Below are 24,142 nucleotides of genomic sequence, written 5' to 3'. Positions count from 1 at the left end.
GGTGACGTTGCTTTTTTGTTTCCAAGAAGGAGACATATAATATGGAAAAGAAATGCATAGATGTTATAGCAAGTGAAGAATCATTCCGTAACTTATCACCATTTATAGAATTAGAAGAATTGAACAAAACTATACGTACATACAGAGATATTATCCGTATGTCTATTAAGCGTACTGACGTACAATCTAAACTTATTATGTTACTTGAAATTTTAAAACGCCACAGTTGCAAATATGTAGGCGTTAGTTTCCTATGCAAAAAGTCAATCGCTAACATGATAGAAGTTTCATATAAGACTGTGCAACGGTTAATGAAGAAACTTGTAGATTTAGGCATGATTAAACAAGTAGCAATGAAGCGTAAAAAGGACATGCTTCAAACTTCTAATGCTATTATCATTCAACCAATTGTGAAAGAAGTGTCCGACAAGGTAGATACAAAAAGTCCTGCAAAGTGTCCTACCAGTAAAACAATTACTAAAACCTTAAAACAAAATATAAAAGATATAAACAAACGTAATCATAATGAGAATAGCAATACTCCAGAAGAGAATATGGAACAAGCTGACTTTGTTGCGCACTGGGTACCCGAACGTTTTATTTCTTTAGTTAACTCTTTTTACAGTGAATCTAAAACAATTCAAGAACTGTGGAAGGTCGTAAGACAGTGCAATCGATTTGTGAATTATACAACAGGGCAACGTGCATTTACGAAAGAGCAGGAGCTTACGATTGGCTTAGTAGCTATCAAAGAGTTCGTGATGAAAATAAAATCCGGAGTAAAAATAAAGAAGGGGACATTCGCGTATTTCAACGGAATTGTAAATAACCTCATGGACAAGTTCTACTTCGATACAGCATGTATGAGCAAATCAAAACACCTAGCTACATGAACTAGGCATTTCGATTTGGAAAATATCTATGAATTGCATTTTATTGCTTGCCAAATCACTCACACTGCGCCTATTCACTCTACCTAGTGTCGTCCATTTGCCAACCACTGTTTCTTCTTTTGACAGACAACATTTGTAACTTCCGATACAATGTGGATTTGGATATTTGTGTCTGTTCACAAATTTGAGGTATGGTCAGCTTTCTCTGCGCATAAAGCGCAATGGCTTGCTCCAAATTTGGATTCTTTTTATGGTATCTTTCTACTCGTCCCTTAGAACCTATTTATAGTCTCGTAAATATGTTAGGATGTATGCAAAAACAGGAGATGAGTGTATGTCTTATCCAAGTGATATCAGCCGTGAAAAATTCGAAATCATTCGTGAGGAACTAGAAACGTTTAGCAAACGCACGAGTCCGCGAAAGTATGACCTTTTTGATGTGTTCAATGCACTACTCTATGTTCTAAGTACAGGTTGCCAGTGGCGTGCTTTACCAAAAGATTATCCCAAATGGCAAAATGTTTACCGCTACTATGCAAAATGGAATAAATCCAATGCCGGAGGCAGTAGTCTATTAGAGACCTTATTAAAAAAATTGTTGGGCAAATAAGGGAAGCGGCTAATCCCCTCCCTAGCCCTAGCTTTCATATTGTCGATGCCCAAAGTGTTAAGAATGCAGATACGGCTGAACAAAAAGACTATGATGGTGGTAAGAAAATATCTGGTATTAAACGACATATCAATGTAGATATTCTTGGATTTCCCCATGTGATCCATGTTACCACTGCCAATGTCACAGATCGAAAAGGTGCAATCGAAATGTACAAGCAATATCCTGAATTGAAAGAAACCCTAGAAGCCATCCTCACGGACGGTGGGTACACAGGAGAAAGGTTTCAAAAAGAAATTCAAAAGCTATTGAATGCTGAAGTACAAGTTGCCAAGCGGTCAGAATTGCATCAATTTCAAGTAACCCCCAAAAGATGGATCGTAGAGCGCTTATTTGCTTGGTAGCATTAAAAACCCTTAAATTTGCAAACGAACGTTCCTGTATATTATCAAGTGTCAAAAAAACATGGTAACTACTCAGCCACCTTTTGGTGTCTTTTTTAATTTTACTAGTTTCATATGCCTCCCATTTGTAAATACTGAGTATATCAATCAGGGGGTGAATAGGATGGTCGATTAATTAAGCTGAGTAGTTACAAAACATGGTATATACAATAGCGAGAGTTTATATATGCTACAGCAAACCTAAAATAGTTATTTGAGTATTAGCATATGAGGGATCTCCTGCTGGAAAAGCGGCAGGGAGCGTTACAGTAGTAGTAGCTTTGAGCGTTAATATAGTTGGTACATTAAAAATTCTTGTATCAACAATCGCTGTACCAGATGCAATATTGCCAGCCGTAGCACTAGACTGTGTACCAATACGTGTTCCATCAATTACAGCATTATTTAAAAATAATGCTATGTCAAAACCAGGTGATACCCTTCCAGTTAATTGGTAATTAACTAAATATAACTGTCCACTAGCAAGAATAATATCGCTAGAAGGTGGTGTGAATTGAATATCAGTTCCAGATATAGCAAGAAGATTCTCATATACAACTGGAGTATTTGCAGGTAGCGTCGCGGTAGACGTGCGTGTTATAAAAGCATTGTTTAAGGTTCCGCCATCTTGAGCCCCTGTTGGCCCTGTTGCCCCCGTAGACCCAGTTGCACCTGTCGGCCCTGCCGGCCCCGTAGCACCATTATCCCCCTCGACACCTTGAACCCCTTGCGGTCCCTGTGGCCCTTGTAATCCTTGAATCCCTTGCGGACCTTGATCACCCTCTGGTCCTTCTGGTCCTTGTACGCCTTGAAGGCCCTGAGGCCCTTGAGGTCCTGCTGGTCCTTGAATTCCTTGCGGTCCCGTCGGTCCCGTTACACCCGTGCTTGGTCCTGTTGCTCCTGTCGCTCCCTGGGGCCCTGCTGGTCCCGTCGGTCCTGTTGCTCCCGCACCACTACTAGGAACAGCGGCTGTTCTTGTCACTAAAGTAGATAAAATATTGAGTATTTGGTTACGTGTGGCAACGTCCATAATAAATTCTGCCATTAAAAATGATAAAGTAGTATACAGAGATTGTAACATGGTAGCAATTTGACCAACTTCTGCTGAAGTAGCTGAGGCTAAACGATTGTTAACAGCTAAGAGAAGATATAAACTATTTCGTGTAGCGTTCCTCTCAGTTACAGTAGGAAATTCGTTGAGTAAAAAGTCATATAGATTTATTAAACTATTTTGTAAAGCTATACGATTTACTAAATTTGGGTTATTAAAATACGTATTAATAGCAATTTGTAATTGTTGGATTAAGGCTAAAAGTTGTGCTTGTTGCACTGGAGTAATAGGAACCGTAGGTACTAGCTGTGGGGTGATGAGATTATTAAATACATTTTCGTTCTTACTCATATAAATGATCCTCCTTGTTGTAACGTACCATACATCTGATAGGAAACTCGTAAGTTATTCATCATACACGTCCTCCTTTTTTAAGTGCGTTCACACACCGCAGCCACAACTTATGCCCGCCCAGTGCTTCCTCGAGCCACGCTAGGCGCTGGCGGTCAGGTGTGAAATAATAAATCTGCGGAACGGGCGTTCCGCGTTTTTCCGCCTGTTTAACCAACCCCTCATAGCGGCGCATGTGGCACATTGTTGCATACAAATTGTCTCCCGTATCGATTTCCACGACATGTAGTCGCTCCCGATTATACCAATAGGCTGCCGGCACAAGCGCTTCCTGTTTACCAGCAGGTAATAATTCCTCGTGCCACTGCCACTCGGGATACCCGCACCATTCCCAGATGTCATTGCGGTAGAGGACATCGTAGATGTCATGTAAATCACTGAGCATCGTGACATGAGGTGTGCCAAGTAACGCCCCGCCTTTGCTATTGATTCCAAAAATATGACGAGACGGTTCGACAATACTGTGAAGATACGGACGCAGGTGCTCCAGCTTACGCAGAATACTGCGCCTACTATACGATCCCAAATAAGCAACGAGTTGTCCTGTCGTAGTCCATCCAAACTGCTGAATAACCCCCAACAATTCCAAATCTGTCACCATTTGTTTCACAATCACCTTTTTCGTCATGACCCAACCTCCTTTTTTACAAAATAGAAACAAACGAACAAAAAAGAATCCAGTACACACAAGGATTTCTACGAAAAAGTTCCCAATAGGGTGTACCTCAATGAGAAGCATAAAAAATGGTTTGTATCGGTATATTCGTGTGCATCTCGTAAAACGAAACGGGAGATACATAATCATAATGTTTATTATACATAATATTTTTGTTTGTAAATATAAAGTAGTCCCTTTTCCATTGACTGGGGAATAGAGCGATTGGCTTAATTCACCATATATTCGGGGATTTTTCTTATATTCTCTGGATATTACCACATTTTTTTGGTGAAATAATCAAAAAAACTAGCACGAAGTGCTTGGGGGTTGTATAGAATACAGTAAGCAACGAGATAGAGAGGTTTTACTTTTCTTGGAACAAGATAGGTATTTCTTTTTATCACGCGTTGTGTGCGCAGCGAACAAGAGAGGTATCCAATATATTCTATATAATTCTAATATATCCCTATTATTAACATTTTACAGTTTATTCATTAGGGTACACCCTATTGGGAACTTTACACCTCATATCAGCAGAAATACATGATACATATACCCAGAAAACGCATGATAGATTCCTACTTTCCTAGCTTTCAAACCATACAAACTCCCCTTCTGCTACTCTCCCATTTTTCAGTTCCTTCACCCACCAAAACAGACACACCCTGCCCCTTCCCCCCCGTACATAGCCACTCCCCCTCTCACGCATTCCTCTACATCGGCCAATGCTTGCCCCACCTACGTTTTCCTCCCGACCTATTTCTTGTCATACAATAAAAATTGCCGCATGTTCTCTCCACTGCGCCATGGTTTTCACATCATTTCCTACAAAAGGAATCTCTTCTTTTCCGTTCCATCTACCCATCCTAGTTTCCTATCTTGCAAGATTTCCTAACAGTGATAACGGCCACTGTGGAAATTTTTTATGTAATAACACATGTTGCTTCTACCTTACATATCTTAGAGCACTCCCAGTTTATGATATGCCTTACAAAAAAAGCAAGCCAGACCACTATCCTGGCTTGTTTCTTCCCGTTTTATCTTTATGGTGATGAGAGCCCAGATATAAGTAAGCATGTACACTTATTCTTATTTGTAAGGAAGTGTCATATCTGCAATTTGGTCACATATAAGAAAAGTGATTCAGCATCGCTTCACATAGATGGTTCTATCACAAAACAGCGTACTCCAGTCAAGAATGCTCTTTTTTTATTTTTATCGTTCATATTCATTTCTACTGTTACATATAATACTATTGGTAAACCAACAATGGGAGATAATATATCTTTATAATGTCAAAAAAGAGCGTTCCTCACACTCGCCAGAGGAATGCTCTGCTTTTGCTTACCTCACATACACGTAGGCTTCACTTGCTGTTACATAGTATGTTTTTCCTTTGCTATTGTGTACTTTATATTGTGGTGAACTATTTACATTTACTTTCGCCTCAATTGTAAATCCTAACCCCTCATCCACAGTTCCCGCAACATCTCTATCTAACCAGGAAGGCTTTGAATAGAATCGTAAGTCATTCACTTTAGAAACTACACGTTTACCTTCCACAGATGACGATTCTTCTTTATAGCGAATGTATGAGGAATCGTTATAAATCCACTGATTTCCTCCAAGATTCAACCAGTTGCCTACTTTACCGCAGACTTTATATGCTTCACCTTTTTGTAATTTACGAATAACACTATTTATTGTGGATGGACCAGAACGAAGGTTTATATTGTATCCATCAATATACGCTACTCCCACTTCATTCATAACACCAGGTACTTCACTTGGTTGCTTTGGTTTCGCTTCAACTGAAATAGAATTTCCATTATATGCTTTTAATACATCAGTACGAAACTTTGATTCTGATACACCATGACTGAGAAGATAATCAATCGGATCTTCGTGATCTGTGCCACCAAGCTTATACGTAATGTCTTTATGCGTCCACAATCCAATGGATGGATCAATGTTTCTATCACGTAAAATCTTAGCGAGTAGCTTCACATATCTCTCATAGGATTTTTTAAATTTAATAGAGTCACTCGTTTCAGAGAGCTCTACATGAACAAATCGTTTATTGGCTGCTAAGCCCGCTCCCCATGCTTGATATTTTGTGGAAGCAATTTGAACTGTTTCATCCCAGTCTGTTACATAATGTACAAATGCCGAACGCCATGTTCTTGCTTCATAGTTTCGAATATTAATAGCAGGCGCTTCAGGAGTTGCTGTAGAATGTGCTATTACACCTTCATATGCTCCATATCCATTGCGATATTCGACTTTAGGTAACCCAGGAATAATCATTTCTCGATCAGCAAAGACACTACCTATTGAAGTAAATGCAATGATAGCTGCAGTAGAAATTGAGGCTAATAATTTAATAGATTTTTTCATTTGTCGTCACCATTCCCCATAATTTTTTGTTTAATATCTGATACATCCTTTGAAAGTGAACCAAATGCTTTTGCCTGTTCTTCGATGACTGCTTGGTTTTTTTCGATTACTTTTTGATACTGTTCTTCACGCTGTTCATTCTTTTTTTGCGTAGTAAAAAGCATCCACACAAATAACGCTGCGAATGCTCCTTGTTGAATCATTGAATTGAAGATTTGTTCCTCCACTGTTCTCATCCCCTTGAGCAAAATAAATAAGCCTGCTTATGCACGCTTAACTTGTACGATTTAAATTAAAAAGTTCATTGCAATATGAACCGTACTCCCGCTCGGAACACCATTTACGAAAATTCCGCCATCACTTTTAACTGTAACTTCACAAACTGTTGGTCCATTACCATAAGCGAGTGCCGGAAAAGCGATATTTTGTACAGGTCTAAACCCAGTTGGAAGCGTTGCAAAAACCGTGGTGTTTACTGGGTTTCGAACAGAGCCAATTACAGTAATCTGCTCCCCACTTCTCTTGTACTTCAAAATTCTATCAGGAACATTTTCTACCCCATTTGTAGGAAGGTTAATCCATCCTGTATCATACGCTTGTCTGATTGTGCCATCTGTTCGAAATTCTACTCTTTTGGACCAATCCCAAGAATCACCTTGTTCTTTGGTGGAAGGTGCAAAAATCAGCTCTCCTTGCGCCCCTTTATGAATAACTGTCTTATAAGAACGACTTCCTAATACAATTGCATTATCACTCTTACATTCAAGTAATCCATTTATAATGTCGCCAGCTTTTTTTAGAAGATTATCAGCAAAAACATTGAATACCCCAGTAGGTGATTTATCCAGCAACACTTTATTGTTTTTCCAGTCTTTTAAATAGAATTGACCATCCGAGGCTCCTACAAGACCGATATCTAATAACTTATCCTCACTATTGAATCCAACTCCGATATTGGAACCGGGCGTTGGTCTCATTGTTAGATAACCTGTCATTATCCCACCTGATCGCTTTACAACATCCATTTTATCAACCGCTTGCTGCAAAGCATCTATCTGTTTCTTGAGATTATCAAAATCAGAAATATAATTTTCAATTTTAATATTTCCTTCTTTCACATCACGTCTTAATGTAATACGAATATCTGGTGTACTCATTCGTTCTGTACTTTTTTCCATCACAAAATACGCTGTCCAATCATCCGATGTGGAAACAGCTTGAGATGTAAACGTATAGGAAAACACACCATTTTTTGCATCAACTATTTGAGCATCATCTCGAATGAATACTCCTGTATGATTTGTCGCTTCATATTTAACCACATATCCTGTTAAATCTACCTTCTCCCCTTCCTCTCTTACGTACACCGTAAGCTTCAATCCATTCTTGTCATTCTGCCGAGAACGAATTGTTTTTGTAAACACAGGATCTGCTAAATCTATCATAATTTCCTCATTTCGCATGACTACCCCTCTTTCTAGCTACTCCTTTTTACGTGTCTAGGCGTTCTTCTCTGACGTTTTACTCTGTTCCTATGTTTTATATTTCCTTTAGGTTGTAATGGCTCTAATTCTTCTAATCTAGCATCCGTTTTTGTCACATACTCTTGAAATGCGCTTGTCAATTGCGAAAGCATCCCGTATAGGCCTACACCATTTTCTTCTGCTTCTTTTGGAATAACTAAACCATAATGTGTAGGAATTGCTTCTGTAGTAATGGTCGGCTCTCCTTCCTTACGATTCATACGCATCTCATACAGCTTTGGAATATCGGTTTTCAAATTGTACTGTTTCATTTCCCATTCCATTACTTTTTCAAGTGCACTGAATGCAATAGGACGGATATTGGTTTTATAGGTTTCTTTTGAAGAAACTTTGAAGTCTGAAGCAATTACTCCTTGATAATATGTCCCAAGAGCGGTTTTCACTTGGATATACCCATTGTCCCAACCCGAATTTCGTATGATTGCATTGGGGAGCATAATATCCGTATCCCCTCCAGATCCAACTCCGATACTTGCAATCCAATTGTCATTACGATAAAAGCGGAATTGATCTTTAACCTTAAATCTCATTTCACTTTCGGCATGTAGGACAATCATTTTGTCAGCATCAAGCATTGCATTCCCTGTTTGCGAAAAGTATAAGGAAGCTGCATTCAAGTATCCATTGCCATCAAGTCCTTTTGTAATTCCTATTCCACCAGACTTAACACTTGTGTCTGAGAATTGGTATACCATAATAGCACCATTTGCCCCTGTGGAATCTGAATCTCCGCCTAAAATAAGAGTAGGTTGTATTTCATTTCTACTATTTTTGTAATATCCTACAAACACCCTTGTTCTAGATGATTCATACAAGCGTATAAATTGCTTTGAGATATTTACATAGTTCACACTATCTGAAGTTCGTAATGTTGCACCTGTTATCTCTCCACCTTGCACAAGATTTCCACTCAACGTACCTGCAGTAATAAAATCAGCAACAATTCTTCCGTCACTTGTAATGGCAGTTCCATATGGGCCATTCACACCTGTGGAAGAATACCCTAATCCATTCAAGTTCCATTGCCAAACCTTTTTCGCACTCTTTTCATCTTTCGTATCCATAATTAAAATACAATCTGGATAAACACGGACATGCCCTCCGAATCCTGAATTAATAAGGTTTGTAGCATTTGCTTTTGCCGCATCCAAAATAGAGCTAGGCATATTGGATAACTCTTCTTGCACCAGATCAACCCTACTGGAAACGTCCGTAAAGGATTCTTTGAAGTTGCCAATGGTTACATCCAGATACTCTTTTTTTATTGGATCATACTTATAAGCAATTACCTTCGCTTTTATATCAATACCATCTTCTTGATGCTCAACCGTAACCGTATCTGCCATATAAACACTCTGTAAATGCTTATAATCCTTATACTCTTCCGTTTGTGATAACTCCTGAAACGTAACGTTATAAGTTGCTTTAGGCTGATCAACCTTTTGGATAGCAAACATATCCTTAGCTGCCTGGCGTAATAACCCATATGCTTCTTCTAACGGAACTGCATCTTCATCATCAGCATTTTCACCAATAGCTGCTTTAATATGTTTACATTCAACAACTTTGATTTTAGGATGAGGATACTTATTTATAAGTGAGCTATCCACATACTTTTCAGGAAGAAACAACCCATCAAAACCTTGTGGCATGATTCTAGTTATGGGACTTTTCCAATCCACATTCCCTTCATATCCTAGTAAATCTTTCTTATGACGAATCACTACCCCACGATCCATACCACGATTTTGTAACATCTTCACATCAAAGTTATCTCGTTTTAATTCGCCGCCCCAACGATTAACAAATGAATTATCTTGACTAGCATCCAATAATGCTTCCACAGGATTTTTTCGGACAATACGTGCACTTGCTACCTTTGGTACATCTGAATAAAACTGAAAAGGATGCTTGTATTGACATCCTGCTGACATACGATTCATAGCCCCATTACCATTTGTTGTTTCAGCAAAAATGTCTTCAATTAGATTTTCTGTTAAGTCATAAAAAATGTGATAACATTGCGCTGTAATCTCACCCATGCTGACTTTAGGAGCTGCTACTCGAAATAGTTGTTCACCATCAGGAGTTGGAACTTTAATGATGCTCATTCCCTCTATTTCCAGACCACGTGGTGCAAACAATGGATAACTAAATGAAAATAAAAATAAACCATTGAGTTCTTCCTCAACAGTTGCGTTATAAATATGTTTATCTAATGCCCCTATACCATTGTGTGTAAAATCAGTCTCATTTGGTTTATATAAAGTGATCATTTATATCTCCACCTTGGCCTGATTTCCATGAATTGAATGGCTCCTGACCACTCTATTGTATTTTCTCCTACGTTAAATATAGGGAACTGCCCAACCATTTTATGATTCATTGATATGGTATCGGTATATGCTTCAAGTATTTCTGAGTCTATGACAACAGAACCATTCACATCTTTTATTTGAAAAGAGACGTCATTGATTGTTATACGAAAAGTACCATTTCCCACAATCCAAAACTTAGGATCAGATTCCATTGTACCTGGATTATAAATTACACCAGGTTTGGTAAGCATTAGATTTACATCCTCTGTATATTCAAAGGGATCTAACTTAAAATCCACTTCAAATTCACCATGTTCTTCCATTTCATTTACAATATCACCTACTACAACATGTTTAATTTTTCGATACACATCATCATCAGTAAAATATAATGTCTTTCCATTCATCAACCAAGCCTTCATACGTCGCACTAACGGCTTAATATTCTCTTCTTCAAGCATATTGAACTTTATTTTTAAAGGGACGTCTTTAAACGCCCCTTTTTTTGTAAGTGAACCATGTCTACCAGACACTTCAATATGTTCTATTTCTTGTTCTGCTATAGGAATAACAGGGCGTTCTACCATACATATTCCATAGTCACTTGCTAACTGATTATCGATACCTATGTCTAGCAATTTAAGTCCTCCCTATTCCTATTTTTGAATTACGCCCTTTTTGAGCAAGTGCATCATCTATTTTTCCGACCATGCGGTCGATATCACGATCATCCCTCACTGAAGGATTATAAATATGAATTACAGTTGGTTCAGTAGACATCGTTGCTGCAATCCCTTCACCAATCGCGCCTAATGTTTTTTTATTCAACGGTAAAACCGCTTCATTTCCAGCTTCTCCTGCACCTTGTAACTGACCATTACTCATACCGAAAATTGTAGGTCTAGTAAAAATACCGCCTTTTGCACGCCATTGTACACCAATGCCAGATGGATACGTAATGTCTTTCCCTAAAATGTTTTTCGTGCTAGTTTCTAAACTAAAATGCGGCATTTTAGGCATTTCCGGTTTCGGAATCTTTAATTTCAAATCACTGAAAAACCCTTTGATTTTATCAATGAATCCCTTTACTTTATCTACCGCATCTTTTATCGGGTCAACGATAAATCTCTTTGCTGCGTCAAATTTTTCTTGCGCTGCATTTTTTACAGAATCAAATTTCTCCCGTGCTGTGTTGTACATATCATTGAATTTCTCTTTTGCAGCATTATAAGCTGAAATAACCGGATCGATGATATATTTATAAACCACTTGCCACGCTGTAAGTGTATAGGATTTAATTTTTCCCCAGTTTTGTAATATCCAATTTGCTAAATCATTCAGTTTTTCTTTCGTAGCATCCCACAATTCTTGAACCGGTTGCATCACATACTGTTTTACCAAATTCCATGCTGCCAGTGTATAAGATTTGGCTGTTTCCCACTGTGAACCAAGCCAAGAAACTAGCTCACCGAGCTGATTTTTACACCAATTATACGCTTCCACCATCGGATTAATAATATATTTACTAATGGCAGCCCAAGCAATTTGCGCACCTGCCTGTATTAACAGCCATCCCGCTTCTAAAACCGTAAAAATTAACGAAATAACCGGGTCTAAGAATGTACGTATGGAGTTCCAAGTTTCTTCCCAACTTTGTTTCAGTTGTCCCCACAATTCAGATGCTTTCGTGACAAGATTTGACCACCAAGCAGATGCTGTTTCAACAATCCCAGACCATAAATCACTAAAAAATTGACCGATTGGTTCAAAGAAACTATGCATCATTTCTGTAAATGAAGCCCAGGCACCTGAGAAGTACGTAACTGTGGAAGACCATCCATCACTACAAGCCTGAACGATTCCGGACCATAATCCACCAAACCAATCCTTAAATTGTGACCACTTTTCAAATAGCCAATCCGTTATTTCACCCCAGTTTCTTATCAACATGATGATACCCGTTATCGCTAAGGAAACTGCTGCAATGGTAGCTATCACAGGTAAAAACGCCAAATTCAACGCACCAAATGAAACTGCGAGAGCTGCTACAATTGGAGGTAGAATAATAAACGCTGTACTTAATGCACTCATCACCATTAAAAGTGTTTGATCAGCTTCAGACAACTTACTAAACCAATCCATTACAGCTTTAACTCCATCAACAATTGGAGGTAGAATATCTTTCGCTAATTCTGCAAATTTCTTTCCAAGTGGTTCTAACGCCGCCTGTGTTTCTCTTAGTGCTTTTTGAAATTGCTGTCCCAAAGATTCTTCCTGAAGTTTCTTCATTTCACCCATACGTCCAGTTACATCACCAAGACCACCATGTACATTATTTAGACTAAGTACAGCTTCAGCGCCCATATCTTCCCATTTCACGCCAAATAAAGCAACACCAATCTGGTTTGCTTTTACTTTGTCATCCATCTTTTGAAGATCACCTAACACAACATTAAAAACATCGGCTGCAGTTCCCTTACCTTCATTGAATGACTTCCATACTTTTTGTGTCTCTTCAGATAAATCGCCGAATCCTTCTGATACACCTTTCGAACCATCTTGTACACGGATACCAAATTCTTTCACTAGGTCATTGATATAGTCTAAGTTATACGAACCACTTTTTGTTCCATTTGCTAAAATCGTAAACATTTCTTGCGCACTAAAACCACCTTGTTTAAATAAAGGCGCATATTCAGAGAGGTTATCAAATAACTCATCTGAATAATTTAGACCTTCTTGAGCACCGGCAGCAAGTAAATCAAATGTTTCTTGTGTCGATAAACCAAACTGACTCATTAATTGTCCTGCACCACGAGTCGCTTCGTTTAAATCAACATCGTAAACTTTAGCTAGCGTTAAAACGTTTTCTGATGCACCTTGTAATTCTTCATGTGGAACATCGCGCATATTTTGATAGACCTTTATAAGCGCATTGTCTACCTCTTCAAGATTTTCCCCAAAACCTTTTTTCCAAGTATCAACAGCAATCTTTTGAAGATTTTCGGCACCTTTCCCAGTCAATCCTAATGAAGCTTGAATTTTCCTCTGTGATCCGTCAAACTCTATTGCTGTATTTACAATTGATTTTCCCATTTCAATCAATTTTTCGGATATTCCTTGTAGAACTTCAGCGGCTTCCATTAAATTGTTCATATCAAGTTTCTTATTGATTTCCGCCATACCATCCGCCGCTTGTGAACCACTCCGCCCAACACTCTGTAATGAGTTTTCAAATTGCTTTAATGTCGTTTTTGCTTGGTTTAATTTAGCCTCAAGTTGCTGCACTTCGGTAGAATTCTCACCATACACACGCTTTGCTGCACTTAATTGTTGTTCTAAGTTGTGGACGACCCTATCAGTCATTTCCATTTGCTGACGTAGTTGTTTCTGCGCTAATTCTAACTTATCCGCTTCACTAGCATTTTGACCTAATTCAGCATTTTGAAGTTTGAATGAGCTTGTTAGTTTCTTTTGTTCTGCTTCAAGTTTCTTAGAATTCTCTTGTAAATCCAGTAAAGTTCCACGTGCTTCCCTGGCTTCAATTGCTTGCTCGGAAAGACCTTCATTCACTCTTTTCATTGCATGATCAAGAGAAGTTTCAGCACGTTCTGCATCAAGCAACTTCCCGTACATCTTATTGAGTTGTTCGGCGGTTGTACTTGTGTCCTTAGACATAGCTTGATATTCAGCACGTAACATAGCTGTACGTTTCTTGGCTGCTTCCATTTGAATTTCAAGCTTCTTCTTTTCAGCAAGAAGTTTATCAGTCATCGTCGCATCTTGGCCCATTGCTGCAATATGATTTTTATATTCTTTCGCTGCATTATTCATCACCATATTGATTTGTTTCAATGTATTGGCATACTGAACCTGGCCATCCATTTTAAAATTAAGGACGACGTTTCTTTCTTTACTATTCCCTGGCATTTTCTCACCTGTTATGAAGTGACCTTTGTCAATAGTTTTTCACCCATAATATTTTTCTTGATGGCATACAAAAGCTTCAGAAATAAGATCTATCGACAGTTAACCACTCTGTTATTCGTGGATTGGTTACCTCAGGTTAATGGTTCGTCGTTAGGCTCTTATAATCTCACTGCGTGGATCACACCTTTTCAAATTCTAATAAATAGCTTGTTTATCAGAATTTCAGCCATGCCAGAAGAGGTGAGTCATAGATAGCCAGACCTGTAATTCACTATCTCTGAAGCTCATCTATGCCATCAATTGATACCTTTGGTTTCTAACTATGAATGAATCAATCAACTTCATATCCTTCCCTCTTTATTTTCGGTGAATTTTACCTGTTTCTAATCCCCATATAAAACACCCCAGTTCTCTTGCGATAGCTGTAACGGCAACATTTCTAGGTTTCCCTTGATATATCATGCGATAATATTTTCTTTGTAACCTTTCTACAGCCTGATCCGCATAAGCAATCACTTCGCTTCGTTGCCCTTTTTGTCTTGCTTTCACTCGCTTCGATTTTAATCCGATTGTTCCTTTTACCAACGCATTTGCACATTCTACAAGAGTAGACCTAACGGTCGAATTTCCTTGTTTTGTAATCGAACGTCGACTGATTTTTTCTCCACTTGAGCTTTCGCTTGGTGTCAATCCTACATAAGCCATAAATGCTTTAGCCGTGGGAAAACGAGTGAAGTCTGCAATTTCCACATGAACAGTCATTGCCGATGTTGTATCTATACCTTTTAAGCATCTTAAATTTGCGATTGGTTCTTCGTACCTTTCACGATGAGATAATTCTTCTAATCTCAGACTGAACCGCTCAATTTTATCGACTAGAACATCATACTGTAATAGGTATTCGCCTAACGTTTCTTTGAATAATCCTTGTAGATCAAGATTCTTTAACCATTTCATATAAGCGATTGTCCAGCTTGATTTCCCTTCATACACATAGCCATGCCTTAAAAGGAATGCTTTTATCTGTTGTTTTATTTTTTTCAAAGATGTTTTAAAATCACCTAACATGCGGATATACTCTTTCACGGCAACATCCTCTTCTTCTGGAACATATACTTCTTTATAGGTGCCATTTGCTAAATTAAGAGCAATCATTTTGGCATCGAATTTATCATTTTTAACCATTTTATTTTTTGATGAACTGTACATTGTTGTGGGAGCTAAAATATCACAATCAATTCCATTTTGTTCAAGAAGATTATGAAGTGAATACCCTAAACAACCAGCCTCATATCCAGCTTTAATTTTTATATCTTCACCATATTTTGTTTTCAGTTTCTCAACGAATTTTTTTACGAGAGATACATTTGAAGCACATCGTGCTTCTCTTACAATTTCCCCAGTTGTTCCGTGTAGTGCACATAAGCTAAAACTTTCCTTGTGGACATCCATCCCAATATAGATTATATTTTCCATAGTGGCCTCCTATTATCATAGGGTATAACCCCATTCATAATGTTTTCATTCATTATTATGGGTTAAAATCCCTGACTTGATAATCTAGGAGGTCACTTCATATTATCTCATTTCTTATAGGAATGGCGTTTGATCTAGCGTGTAGATTTGTTTTGGTTTCTGCTCATGTAATGCATCCGGATTGTTGTATCTCATTTCTTATAGGAATGGCGTTTGATCTAGCGTGTAGATTTGTTTTGGTTTCTGCTCATGTAATGCATCCGGATTGTTGTATCTGAGATGCATAATGAACTGTTTTAGAAAATGTGCAGGTGTGATTTTCCAAAAGTCATCCATACTTAAACCAAGCAATGTATTACCGACATAAAAATAAAAATCCCAGTCGAGTTCCGACTGAGATTCCTCATTTTTAGTCAGTATGTTTTTTACTTTTTTTCTTGCTTCAGCTTCTCCATATCAGAAGTTTGGAAAGTTTGTCCACTGAAAATTTCGTATACAACGATGAAGATATCAGGTAAATCATTCATAGGAATGGCACCTTTCAATTCAGCTAATGTACATTCTGTACCGCCGCTACGTACCATCGCATAAATTAATGCACGCATCAATTTCGCTTCATTTTCTCCCAGGCTAAATTGACCTTTTCCTAACATATCATTCATTTCTTGTTCAAATTCATGATAGGGTGTTCCATACGCCTCTTCCACATAAGGAAAAGATTCAAAAGTAAAAACAACAGGGATTGTAACACCCTGTATTTTAATGCTGTTTCTAGTTATATTAACGTTAACTAAATCACTTAAACGTGACATACTATCACTCCTTATTTCCCTGGTGTCGATGTTCCACCAAGTTGCGTTAATTGAGATTCATCACAAATGACTTGTTTTAGGAAATCTTCAGCTTTCATTCCTTTTGCCTCTGGATCGCCAGTATCCAATTCAGCTTGTGTTACATCGTTACATAACAATGGATCTGCTGTAATTGTGTAAGCAATGTCATCCACAGTCATTTCATCACCTTGTGTTTTCCAAGATTCTTCTACTGGAGCAACCGTACATTTTGGATACCAACGTACTATTTTTGTTCCATCATTTAAAGGGAATACAACACCTACTGCGAACTTTGGATACGCCTTCGCCTTCGCTGTTTCAAAAGACACACCTTTTTTACGTGTTTTAGCAAAGATTTTATCTTTCACTTCACGATTTAGACCAGCAAGATTAAAAGCTAATCCAAATGCTGTATTTTTGACAATATTTATGATTTTTTTATTAGACGCCCATTTTGTAAAGTTGGTAGATGTCGTCGAAATTGTTAAATCTGTAATGTTTGTTTGCTTATAAGTTATGTCCTCATAGGTTGGTAAGGCATTTGTCGATTCATTACCTTTCATCATACATAGATATAAATCTTCGATACCTACCGTGTATTGAATTTCTTTATTTTCAATTGGCATGTCTATCATCCTCACATTCTATCAATTATTTTTTGTGCCATCATATCAGCAATTTTGTCACCTTCTGCATCAAAGGTATTCTGGACAAAGTGTTTTCCTTTCACACGCCCCTTACCTTTTGCTTTTTTATGACCATGTTCAACTAAATACCAATACCAAGCTTCCTCTTTAAATTCCACAGATACACGATCATCTTTCACAACAACCTTTAGGCTATCACTTAAATGTGTCCGCTTGTTTTTATTGGATGCTTTGATTTTTGGTTTTAATTTACTCGCAAAATACTTGGCTGCTTCGTCCAATACATCCAGTTCGACCTTTTTATTCACACGTAATAGCGTATTAATATCTTCTAAAGCTTCAGAAAAGCCATTGTTATTGGAAGCCATTACTGGATACACCTCACATACGTGATAAACTGCGTGATAGTGTCGTCATTCTCGTCATAACCCATTCCATCAAACTGAGAATAAGACACGCCTACTGCATTAAAAACAGCCTTTAACGGCTCATAATCTTTTTCAGTTCCATTTGTAATAACAGAAATTTGATAAAGTGGCATATCTTTTAGAACCTTATTTGAAGCCCGTTTATGCTGTTCATTCACAAATTCATACACAATGTAAGGATATTTTGCTGTTGTAGGTGCACTATCACGATAAACTGGTATACCAGATTTCCTCATGATATCTCGTAACTCTTGAAAGCTAATTTGCATAGGACAATGACACCTCCATTAATCGATCTTCTTCACGTACATAAATACGCTCAATATTATAGATACGGCCACCAACTTTTACACGATAATCCTTTTGATTATTTTCAATGTCACGATCGATACGGACTTCAATTTTCTTTACAATTTCATTCGTATCTTTCGTTGTAAATTTATCAGTGGCTGTAACCCCAATATTATTATAACGAATGTTACGTTCTAACGGATATCCCATCACAACACGGTCATTTTCCGAATCAATGGTTTCTCCTAATTTAAGTAGCTCACCCATCCATTTGAGTTTATTCGTCTTTCTCTTCATCAGCATAAACCTCCTGGACAAACATCGGCGTTAAAGCATCAAGAGCTTGTTCTAATTCTTTTTCAGCAATCCTGTAATCATAGTAAATACCGGCGACCATAATAATTAAATACTCGGTCTGCTTGCCTGTCGCATTTCTTACATAAGTCTTTGCTTGATTGATATAAAAAGAGAGCATAGAATCATCCATGCCCTCTTCCCAATGAATATGCGATTTTAATTTCTCAGTTAAATCACCCATATTAAGCGCCCACACTAGTTATTTATAGCAATAGCATTCGATTTATCATCCGTTCCAATCCATGTTCCACCTGTTAATTTTCCAGCACCATCAACAGTTAAAGAAATAGATTTCACACCAACACCATTGGCACCGTTCGTTCCATTTTTTCCATCAGCGCCTTTCGCACCAGTATCACCTTTGTCTCCTTTCAGACCTGGGCTTCCCGTTTCGCCTTTATCTCCTTTAGGCCCTTGGACTCCTGCTACATCAATTAAATCTGTAAAATCTTGTTGCGTCGGCTTATATCCCGTCACAAATAACATTTTTAATTCTTCTTTTGTTTTTCCCATTTTGTCATCCCCCCTATGAAAGTATCAAACTCTTCTCAATTACCGCTTCTCCAATCGGAAGCGGTTCATCAGGGTTTCGTCGGCGTACCATCCTGCAAGACGTACTTATAAACTGGTACTTCAAATGGAGAATAAATTAATTGAGCATCTAGTAAGTTCCAGATGCGGAAACCTACTCGGTTTGTACGCGAGAATAACTCAACTAATTTTTGTACTTCTAATGATCCAATGACATCTTGAATATAGAACTTAGAGAAGTCACCGAAATAGAATACTGGTGTATCTGGTGAATCAGGAATATCAATTGCATCTTCTTCCTCAACAGGGAAGCCTAACAATGTATAACCAATGCCGCCCTCTGCTTGATTAAATGGACGAAGTAATGGGAAACCATCATCAGTTTTCATTGTTTCAATTTTTGTTAGTGCTGCTGTATTTAATACCCATCGTGCTTTTTTACGTACTTCTTTAACAGGTGTATTTTTCATTTTCACTAATGCATCATAAAGATTCTTTTCATCAGTTTTAAACTCGACAGCTTTCTTTGCTAATGCACCATCATTGATGTTATTCGCTTCATCACCATTCACCATATATTGCGTTTCCTTACGAACATAAGCTTTTTTCAACTCGTCCATAACAATTTGTTCAATTGGTAAACCTGTACGCGCTAATAATTTTTTCGTTACAGTTGCAAGTGCATCGAACTCCGTTGGTGATAATTCGATTTCATCAAATTCAATATCCGTTTCCGGAATTTCGTTATTTGTTCGCTCGTTTTTATGACCCTGAGCTTCTGCCTTTTTAACTAAAACAGGGTACTTAATGTTCTCTTTTGTTTTTACCCCTGTCCCTAATCGGCGTAAGAAGTTTTCTTCTTGAGCATACGTAATAATTTCTTTACTTAAGAAATCTGGAATCGTAACAGAACCATTTCCAGTAACTAATCCTAATGCACGAGCTTCTCTTTCATCAATATTACCCACAATATAATTAGCAAAGGCTGAACGAGTTTCCTTTTCTTTGTTTTTAGTAGATTTATGACCTTTAGTAGAAAGACCTGTTGCAATAGCTGCCATGATTTCAGAACGTTCTTCTTTTGGAATTTCATTTGTTTGATTTGGATCTTCTTTTACTTCTGGATCTTCTTTTTTATCTGGATCGTCATCTTTCTTTTTGTCTGGATCTTCTTCCTTTTCGTCTGCTTCTAATTTTGCTAATTCATCAGCAAGAGTTTTCGCTTCTTCTGTTAATGCTTCCACTTCAGCCTTAACTGCTGCTAATTCTTCCGAACGAACTTCATTTTTTTCTACTTTTCCTTGTAATTCTGCTAATCGAGCTTTATTTCGTGCTTGAGATGCTTTTAAGATTTCTTTTAAGTTCATTTTAATTTTCCTCCAGGACTTTTTTTATTTGTTTAATAATGTTGTTTCTTTCCTCTGTATCATCTTCCACAACTGTTTTTATAGCTGCTTCTTCACTTCTCATTTCAATCACGGCAGTATTTTCGCCCCTAGTTTCAATAGAAGTTGCAACATAAGCTGGCGTCATGTCCAAAATAGAAACTTCTAAAAGCTCTAATTCTTCAATAGATCGTTTTTGAACACCAGATTCACCTTCTTCCCATGAATCTTTTTCAGAAACAAAACCAAATGACCAACCACGTAATTCTTTATTCCTTGCCTTCTTAATCACTTGTTCATCTGTAACCGTAGCAATGGCTCTTAAACCAATATTGTCTTCATATAATTCCAGATTTCCGTTTTCAATAGAGCCAAGCTTTCTATTTTTATCGTGGTTAAAAAGTAAATCCACATTCTTTGCTTTCTTTAATGCCCTTTCAAATGTTTTAGGAACAATTCTCTCTTTGAAATATCCCCTTGGAGAAGGCAACATGCGACTTTCTCTGTCCACAACATTCACATAACCATCAAGTATGACTTGATTCCCTCGGACCTCAATTTTCATTCTCTTCACCTCCTCCCAATGAACCATCGTTCGCTTCTTTCTTACCGATTTCAGTTACATCATTTGAAATATAAATAGCTTGTGATTCCTTTGTATTTTGTTTAGGGAATCCAAGCATATCAGCGACATTATCAGGTGAAGTAATAGCTGTACGCACAAGGTTGTAACCAATATTCGTTTTGTTGCTATACGTAACAAAATCAAGAATATTAATCTTGAATTTAATTCGTTTCCCCGAATTTTGACCATAAAAAAGAAGACTCAAATGGTCTTCAAAATTTTTCATTATTGGTCTAACTGCCTTGTTGTGGATATACATCATTGCTTTCTCAATATCTTCTTTGATTAGCTCTGTGTATGTATCCACATTTATGCCTAAATACTTACCTAAATCTTTTTTATATACATTTAGGTATGCTAGGGTCTTTTCGTCGTCTAACGGGCTTTTAAGTGTGTCTATTGAATACCCTTTTCCAAGAGGAATCATTTTTACAGACCTTGCTTCATCGATTGATTCCAGTTGATCTAAAATTGCATTGATTAATTTTGACTGCGCTCCATTCTGTGGATTGATATGGGCATCTAAATGTAACAAGAATGCTAATAGTCCACCCTTTTTATATTTGTCAGTTAAAGTTTTCTCGGCTGACATAACACCCTCAAGTGTATCTCTTCCCAAATCAAGAAGGCCTTTTCCTCTTAAATGATCTGCGCCAATATTTTTCACATGACGAATCATAAACGGAGGAATTTCGTGACCACCAATATTAAAATGCTCTACTAAATTATCATCTAACTCTGTAAATACATTTGAAGCTACATGTATTTGAGCACCATTTAATACAGGGAACGTTTCTCCCTCGAGTAAATAAGTATTCGTCATTAATTTAATGAATTCAGATTGTGTAAGATAATCATTCGGATTCTTTAAAATACGAAGTGCAATATCATCTTTAGTTTCATTCCCGAATTCATCTTCCACAACGATATCAGCCAATACCATTTGATTACTGATATCTTGTAACAACTCGTAAACATCGCTAGATTGTAAGATGTTTGAATCTGTAACATACACACCACCATAACGAATACTCTTTCCTAAAACATCATCAAGATAACCACGCTTTTCAGCCTTTTTAAATAAGTAATTTGAAAATCTATCCCTTAAACCCAATTTTTCACCGCCTCTCTATCGATAAATATCACCAATCAATTCATCCATACCTTCTTCAGTTATGCTATCCATAACCATCATTGTTTCTTTATGAGCAACTAAAAAAGCCACAAATCCATCAATCTTCTTTTTGGACTGTCGCTTACTTGGGGCTTTCATTCCGTTAATATTCGTTACTACTACAACATTAAGGGCGCAATAAACAAATAAAGGATTGTCTGTAATTAAACGCTTTTCATAAATTAGTATTTCTGAATCATCAATCATCGCATTCATAACATTAGGGAATTGATTTACAGCAATACATTCAAGACCCATGTTCTCAAGTTTTTCAATTAATTTTTGTGACATTGCTGGATCATAGTTTATTTGTCGTACGTCATATACATTCATACATTCCACAATGTAGTCCATAACCTGGTCTTGGTTTATCATCTTGCCATCACAAAATGTAACGAAACCACGTTCAACCATATCGGTATAGGGAACATTATCTTCTTTTTCTCTAAATTCAATATTATCAGTGGGAATAAAGTACATTTGTTTCACTTTTAAAATTGAATTGCCTTCCTTATCATGAGTAGGAAAATTCAAACTTACACAAGTTAAATCCGTTGTTTTCGATAAATCCAATCCTACATAACATATTTCTCCTGTGAGATCATCCAAATCTTCCACAAGCACATGTTGAACTTGATCATGTTCAAAATAATTGTCTGCACTATTTACAAAGACATTTAGATGCTTGGAAAGAAATTCCGCTTTTGAATGTGCGGATTGTTGCGCTTTTTTATACTCATTCTCGAGTTGCTCCATCGTAACAGAAACACCAATATTCGGATTCACCATCTTCCATACTGTTCTATCCGTCCAGTCATACCCTTTGTTTGGCTCCCAAATTGCAACAAATAAAGGATCATCATTATCTTTTTCCAACGCTTCTTTTGCAAGTTTATATACACGCATTCCGACGCTCGATGAGCCTTTACCTGCCGTTGAAATATTCAGCATCATGGGCTGTTCACGAGATACCTGGGCAGATTTTAAATTATCGTACATGTCCATGTTTTCTTGTGCATGTAATTCATCGTTCAATACAAAATAAGGGTTCTTTCCCTCAAGACCCTTCGTGTTTTTCGTTAATACCTTAAATTTATTCTGATAAGCAATACCATTTTTATGATATCGGTACATGGCACCACTCACTGTACCATTGATTCCTTTATACACCTGTGTATGTCGTGCCAACGGTTCCGAGTTTTCTATTGCTTGCGCAATAGGTTCCGCTGCATTTTGTGCTTGTTCATAATCAGATGCTGCACAATAACAATCCGCTCCCAGTTCCAGTTCTCCATACATCGCATAGAGCAGTGCACCTGCGGCAATAATTGTTTTCCCATTCTTTTTTGGCACTTGCACATAGGCCTCTCGAACAACACGGACATCTTTCCCTTTTTCATTTTTACGATACCAACCATACATATTAGCAAAGACAAACATTTCCCACAATTCTAATTCCATCAATTGACCGGCCAGTGGTCCTTTCACATGGCGGATGAAAGATTGAACGAAATCTAACATTTCATTTGCTCGATCTACTTCAAACCAAATATCTTTTCTTTTTTTCCACTTCTTATATCGCTCTACCGCAAGAATGATCGATTTCGGGTATTTCTTTTTATGCTCCATGACGTGACTTGCATACTGATCCGCATAGTTCACGCCTAGTTTAATCATCATGTAGATTTCCGCCATTTGGCTCGATGAACTGCTAATTCATCTTTTGGTTCATTAGATTGCATATTTTCATTGTTTCTTGGTGTTTTTTGTAAACTTTTCCCCTTATTCGTCATTCCGAGAGCTTCTAACATTTTATTCTTCTTATCATTCCAAGTTTCAACTTGTTGAGCGAGCGGATGTTTCATTTCATTTACTGCTCCAGCCTTGTTTTTATGCGTTTTTGTAGGAGCAAAACCATCAGCTTTCCATTCTTCAAACATCGTTTTATAAATGATAAAAGCATCTAAATAATTATCAATTAATGGTTCTAAGGAAGGTGTGAAATTGTCATCTTCAGTCAATAATTTTATGATTCTATTTCGTTCTTCATCCCTTGCAACATCTAGCATTTCCAACTTTTTCTTCTTTGACATGCGAGCCATTTTCACACCCCCCTTCATTTTAAAAAAATGGCGCAACT

Annotated in this window: 25 protein-coding genes; 3 read left to right on the top strand and 22 right to left on the bottom strand. The window is 37.5% G+C overall.

Features of this window, described 5'->3' with window-relative positions; genetic code table 11:
* Window positions 1–41: 41 nt before the first annotated feature.
* Window positions 42–893: a cytosolic protein gene (locus MHH55_RS24965; protein WP_078187353.1), complete on the top strand. Its 852-nt coding sequence runs from the start codon at window positions 42–44 to the stop codon at window positions 891–893.
* A gap of 79 nt (window positions 894–972) precedes the next feature.
* Here the strand turns inward: MHH55_RS24965 and MHH55_RS36485 are convergent, their stop codons facing one another.
* A complete protein-coding gene (locus MHH55_RS36485) occupies window positions 973–1,176 on the bottom strand; it encodes a helix-turn-helix domain-containing protein (protein WP_078187354.1) in 204 nt (67 codons plus the stop codon).
* A gap of 51 nt (window positions 1,177–1,227) precedes the next feature.
* Between MHH55_RS36485 and MHH55_RS24960 the strand changes: the two genes are divergently transcribed.
* Together MHH55_RS24960 and MHH55_RS24955 are read left to right on the top strand one after the other, a co-directional pair.
* A complete protein-coding gene (locus MHH55_RS24960; protein WP_176116638.1) occupies window positions 1,228–1,503 on the top strand; it encodes a transposase in 276 nt (91 codons plus the stop codon).
* Window positions 1,467–1,907: a transposase gene (locus MHH55_RS24955; RefSeq protein ID WP_078187356.1), complete on the top strand. Its 441-nt coding sequence runs from the start codon at window positions 1,467–1,469 to the stop codon at window positions 1,905–1,907. Before MHH55_RS24960 ends, MHH55_RS24955 begins: the two co-directional genes overlap by 37 nt.
* Window positions 1,908–2,136: 229 nt before the next feature.
* Here the strand turns inward: MHH55_RS24955 and MHH55_RS24950 are convergent, their stop codons facing one another.
* From MHH55_RS24950 to MHH55_RS24850, 21 genes are all read right to left on the bottom strand, one after another.
* The gene (locus MHH55_RS24950) at window positions 2,137–3,348 is read right to left on the bottom strand and encodes a collagen-like repeat preface domain-containing protein (RefSeq protein WP_078187357.1); all 1,212 of its coding nucleotides are present in this window, start codon (window positions 3,346–3,348) and stop codon (window positions 2,137–2,139) included.
* Between the two features lie 61 nt (window positions 3,349–3,409).
* Window positions 3,410–4,036, bottom strand: a complete 627-nt coding sequence (locus tag MHH55_RS24945; RefSeq protein ID WP_078187358.1) for a hypothetical protein — start codon at window positions 4,034–4,036, stop codon at window positions 3,410–3,412.
* A gap of 1,374 nt (window positions 4,037–5,410) precedes the next feature.
* Window positions 5,411–6,463, bottom strand: a complete 1,053-nt coding sequence (locus tag MHH55_RS24940) for an N-acetylmuramoyl-L-alanine amidase (protein ID WP_078187359.1) — start codon at window positions 6,461–6,463, stop codon at window positions 5,411–5,413.
* Window positions 6,460–6,690, bottom strand: coding sequence for a BhlA/UviB family holin-like peptide (locus MHH55_RS24935; RefSeq protein WP_000392440.1), 231 nt, complete (start codon window positions 6,688–6,690; stop codon window positions 6,460–6,462). The genes MHH55_RS24940 and MHH55_RS24935 overlap by 4 nt, the downstream gene beginning before the upstream one ends.
* Before the next feature lie 60 nt (window positions 6,691–6,750).
* On the bottom strand, window positions 6,751–7,926 hold the full coding sequence (locus MHH55_RS24930; protein ID WP_078187360.1) for a BppU family phage baseplate upper protein: 1,176 nt from the start codon (window positions 7,924–7,926) through the stop codon (window positions 6,751–6,753).
* Window positions 7,927–7,940: 14 nt separating this feature from the next.
* Window positions 7,941–10,283, bottom strand: a complete 2,343-nt coding sequence (locus MHH55_RS24925) for a phage tail spike protein (protein WP_078187361.1) — start codon at window positions 10,281–10,283, stop codon at window positions 7,941–7,943.
* Entirely contained in the window at window positions 10,280–10,963 is a 684-nt protein-coding gene (locus MHH55_RS24920) for a phage tail domain-containing protein (protein ID WP_078187362.1), read from the bottom strand. The genes MHH55_RS24925 and MHH55_RS24920 overlap by 4 nt, the downstream gene beginning before the upstream one ends.
* Before the next feature lies 1 nt (window position 10,964).
* Window positions 10,965–14,255 carry a phage tail tape measure protein gene (locus MHH55_RS24915; RefSeq protein ID WP_340881551.1) on the bottom strand — a complete coding sequence of 1,097 codons (3,291 nt, stop codon included), beginning with the start codon at window positions 14,253–14,255 and terminating at the stop codon, window positions 10,965–10,967.
* Between the two features lie 357 nt (window positions 14,256–14,612).
* Window positions 14,613–15,731: an IS110 family transposase gene (locus tag MHH55_RS24910; protein WP_340880263.1), complete on the bottom strand. Its 1,119-nt coding sequence runs from the start codon at window positions 15,729–15,731 to the stop codon at window positions 14,613–14,615.
* Between the two features lie 425 nt (window positions 15,732–16,156).
* The gene (locus MHH55_RS24905) at window positions 16,157–16,543 is read right to left on the bottom strand and encodes a hypothetical protein (RefSeq protein ID WP_078188247.1); all 387 of its coding nucleotides are present in this window, start codon (window positions 16,541–16,543) and stop codon (window positions 16,157–16,159) included.
* Window positions 16,544–16,554: 11 nt separating this feature from the next.
* The gene (locus MHH55_RS24900) at window positions 16,555–17,190 is read right to left on the bottom strand and encodes a major tail protein (RefSeq protein WP_340828034.1); all 636 of its coding nucleotides are present in this window, start codon (window positions 17,188–17,190) and stop codon (window positions 16,555–16,557) included.
* Between the two features lie 11 nt (window positions 17,191–17,201).
* Entirely contained in the window at window positions 17,202–17,579 is a 378-nt protein-coding gene (locus tag MHH55_RS24895) for an HK97-gp10 family putative phage morphogenesis protein (RefSeq protein ID WP_340828035.1), read from the bottom strand.
* The gene (locus MHH55_RS24890) at window positions 17,579–17,908 is read right to left on the bottom strand and encodes a hypothetical protein (protein ID WP_340828036.1); all 330 of its coding nucleotides are present in this window, start codon (window positions 17,906–17,908) and stop codon (window positions 17,579–17,581) included. Before MHH55_RS24890 ends, MHH55_RS24895 begins: the two co-directional genes overlap by 1 nt.
* Complete coding sequence (locus MHH55_RS24885) at window positions 17,898–18,227, bottom strand: hypothetical protein (RefSeq protein ID WP_340828037.1); 330 nt, start codon at window positions 18,225–18,227, stop codon at window positions 17,898–17,900. The genes MHH55_RS24890 and MHH55_RS24885 overlap by 11 nt, the downstream gene beginning before the upstream one ends.
* Window positions 18,208–18,468, bottom strand: a complete 261-nt coding sequence (locus tag MHH55_RS24880; protein WP_078188244.1) for a head-tail connector protein — start codon at window positions 18,466–18,468, stop codon at window positions 18,208–18,210. The genes MHH55_RS24885 and MHH55_RS24880 overlap by 20 nt, the downstream gene beginning before the upstream one ends.
* 14 nt (window positions 18,469–18,482) lie before the next feature.
* The gene (locus tag MHH55_RS24875) at window positions 18,483–18,800 is read right to left on the bottom strand and encodes a collagen-like triple helix repeat-containing protein (RefSeq protein WP_340828038.1); all 318 of its coding nucleotides are present in this window, start codon (window positions 18,798–18,800) and stop codon (window positions 18,483–18,485) included.
* Window positions 18,801–18,868: 68 nt separating this feature from the next.
* The gene (locus tag MHH55_RS24870) at window positions 18,869–20,185 is read right to left on the bottom strand and encodes a phage major capsid protein (protein ID WP_340828039.1); all 1,317 of its coding nucleotides are present in this window, start codon (window positions 20,183–20,185) and stop codon (window positions 18,869–18,871) included.
* 1 nt (window position 20,186) lies between these two features.
* Window positions 20,187–20,768 (bottom strand): HK97 family phage prohead protease, encoded by a 582-nt coding sequence (locus MHH55_RS24865; RefSeq protein ID WP_139362598.1) that lies wholly within the window; start codon window positions 20,766–20,768, stop codon window positions 20,187–20,189.
* Window positions 20,758–21,942 carry a phage portal protein gene (locus MHH55_RS24860; protein ID WP_340881546.1) on the bottom strand — a complete coding sequence of 395 codons (1,185 nt, stop codon included), beginning with the start codon at window positions 21,940–21,942 and terminating at the stop codon, window positions 20,758–20,760. Before MHH55_RS24860 ends, MHH55_RS24865 begins: the two co-directional genes overlap by 11 nt.
* 15 nt (window positions 21,943–21,957) lie before the next feature.
* Window positions 21,958–23,682 (bottom strand): terminase large subunit, encoded by a 1,725-nt coding sequence (locus MHH55_RS24855; RefSeq protein ID WP_340828040.1) that lies wholly within the window; start codon window positions 23,680–23,682, stop codon window positions 21,958–21,960.
* A complete protein-coding gene (locus tag MHH55_RS24850; protein ID WP_340828041.1) occupies window positions 23,679–24,104 on the bottom strand; it encodes a P27 family phage terminase small subunit in 426 nt (141 codons plus the stop codon). The genes MHH55_RS24855 and MHH55_RS24850 overlap by 4 nt, the downstream gene beginning before the upstream one ends.
* Window positions 24,105–24,142 lie beyond the last annotated feature (38 nt).

This window comes from Bacillus sp. FSL K6-2944 (assembly GCF_038005385.1).
GTDB lineage: Bacteria > Bacillota > Bacilli > Bacillales > Bacillaceae_G > Bacillus_A > Bacillus_A cereus.
The sequence above is the reverse complement of the archived record's forward strand: the minus strand, read 5'-3'. Positions and strand labels throughout refer to the sequence as shown.

What these genes read in the sequence shown, in the direction of transcription:
- MHH55_RS24960 (WP_176116638.1), top strand. Translation starts at nt 1,228, where the DNA reads ATGTCTTATCCAAGTGATATCAGCCGTGAAAAATTCGAAATCATTCGT.
- MHH55_RS24895 (WP_340828035.1), bottom strand. Translation starts at nt 17,579, where the DNA reads ATGGCTTCCAATAACAATGGCTTTTCTGAAGCTTTAGAAGATATTAAT.
- MHH55_RS24890 (WP_340828036.1), bottom strand. Translation starts at nt 17,908, where the DNA reads ATGCAAATTAGCTTTCAAGAGTTACGAGATATCATGAGGAAATCTGGT.
- MHH55_RS24925 (WP_078187361.1), bottom strand. Translation starts at nt 10,283, where the DNA reads ATGATCACTTTATATAAACCAAATGAGACTGATTTTACACACAATGGT.
- MHH55_RS24875 (WP_340828038.1), bottom strand. Translation starts at nt 18,800, where the DNA reads ATGGGAAAAACAAAAGAAGAATTAAAAATGTTATTTGTGACGGGATAT.
- MHH55_RS24865 (WP_139362598.1), bottom strand. Translation starts at nt 20,768, where the DNA reads ATGAAAATTGAGGTCCGAGGGAATCAAGTCATACTTGATGGTTATGTG.
- MHH55_RS24910 (WP_340880263.1), bottom strand. Translation starts at nt 15,731, where the DNA reads ATGGAAAATATAATCTATATTGGGATGGATGTCCACAAGGAAAGTTTT.
- MHH55_RS24950 (WP_078187357.1), bottom strand. Translation starts at nt 3,348, where the DNA reads ATGAGTAAGAACGAAAATGTATTTAATAATCTCATCACCCCACAGCTA.
- MHH55_RS24885 (WP_340828037.1), bottom strand. Translation starts at nt 18,227, where the DNA reads ATGAAGAGAAAGACGAATAAACTCAAATGGATGGGTGAGCTACTTAAA.
- MHH55_RS24880 (WP_078188244.1), bottom strand. Translation starts at nt 18,468, where the DNA reads ATGGGTGATTTAACTGAGAAATTAAAATCGCATATTCATTGGGAAGAG.
- MHH55_RS24900 (WP_340828034.1), bottom strand. Translation starts at nt 17,190, where the DNA reads ATGCCAATTGAAAATAAAGAAATTCAATACACGGTAGGTATCGAAGAT.
- MHH55_RS24930 (WP_078187360.1), bottom strand. Translation starts at nt 7,926, where the DNA reads ATGCGAAATGAGGAAATTATGATAGATTTAGCAGATCCTGTGTTTACA.
- MHH55_RS24855 (WP_340828040.1), bottom strand. Translation starts at nt 23,682, where the DNA reads ATGATGATTAAACTAGGCGTGAACTATGCGGATCAGTATGCAAGTCAC.
- MHH55_RS24850 (WP_340828041.1), bottom strand. Translation starts at nt 24,104, where the DNA reads ATGGCTCGCATGTCAAAGAAGAAAAAGTTGGAAATGCTAGATGTTGCA.
- MHH55_RS24915 (WP_340881551.1), bottom strand. Translation starts at nt 14,255, where the DNA reads ATGCCAGGGAATAGTAAAGAAAGAAACGTCGTCCTTAATTTTAAAATG.
- MHH55_RS24965 (WP_078187353.1), top strand. Translation starts at nt 42, where the DNA reads ATGGAAAAGAAATGCATAGATGTTATAGCAAGTGAAGAATCATTCCGT.
- MHH55_RS24945 (WP_078187358.1), bottom strand. Translation starts at nt 4,036, where the DNA reads ATGACGAAAAAGGTGATTGTGAAACAAATGGTGACAGATTTGGAATTG.
- MHH55_RS24870 (WP_340828039.1), bottom strand. Translation starts at nt 20,185, where the DNA reads ATGAACTTAAAAGAAATCTTAAAAGCATCTCAAGCACGAAATAAAGCT.
- MHH55_RS24940 (WP_078187359.1), bottom strand. Translation starts at nt 6,463, where the DNA reads ATGAAAAAATCTATTAAATTATTAGCCTCAATTTCTACTGCAGCTATC.
- MHH55_RS24905 (WP_078188247.1), bottom strand. Translation starts at nt 16,543, where the DNA reads ATGTCACGTTTAAGTGATTTAGTTAACGTTAATATAACTAGAAACAGC.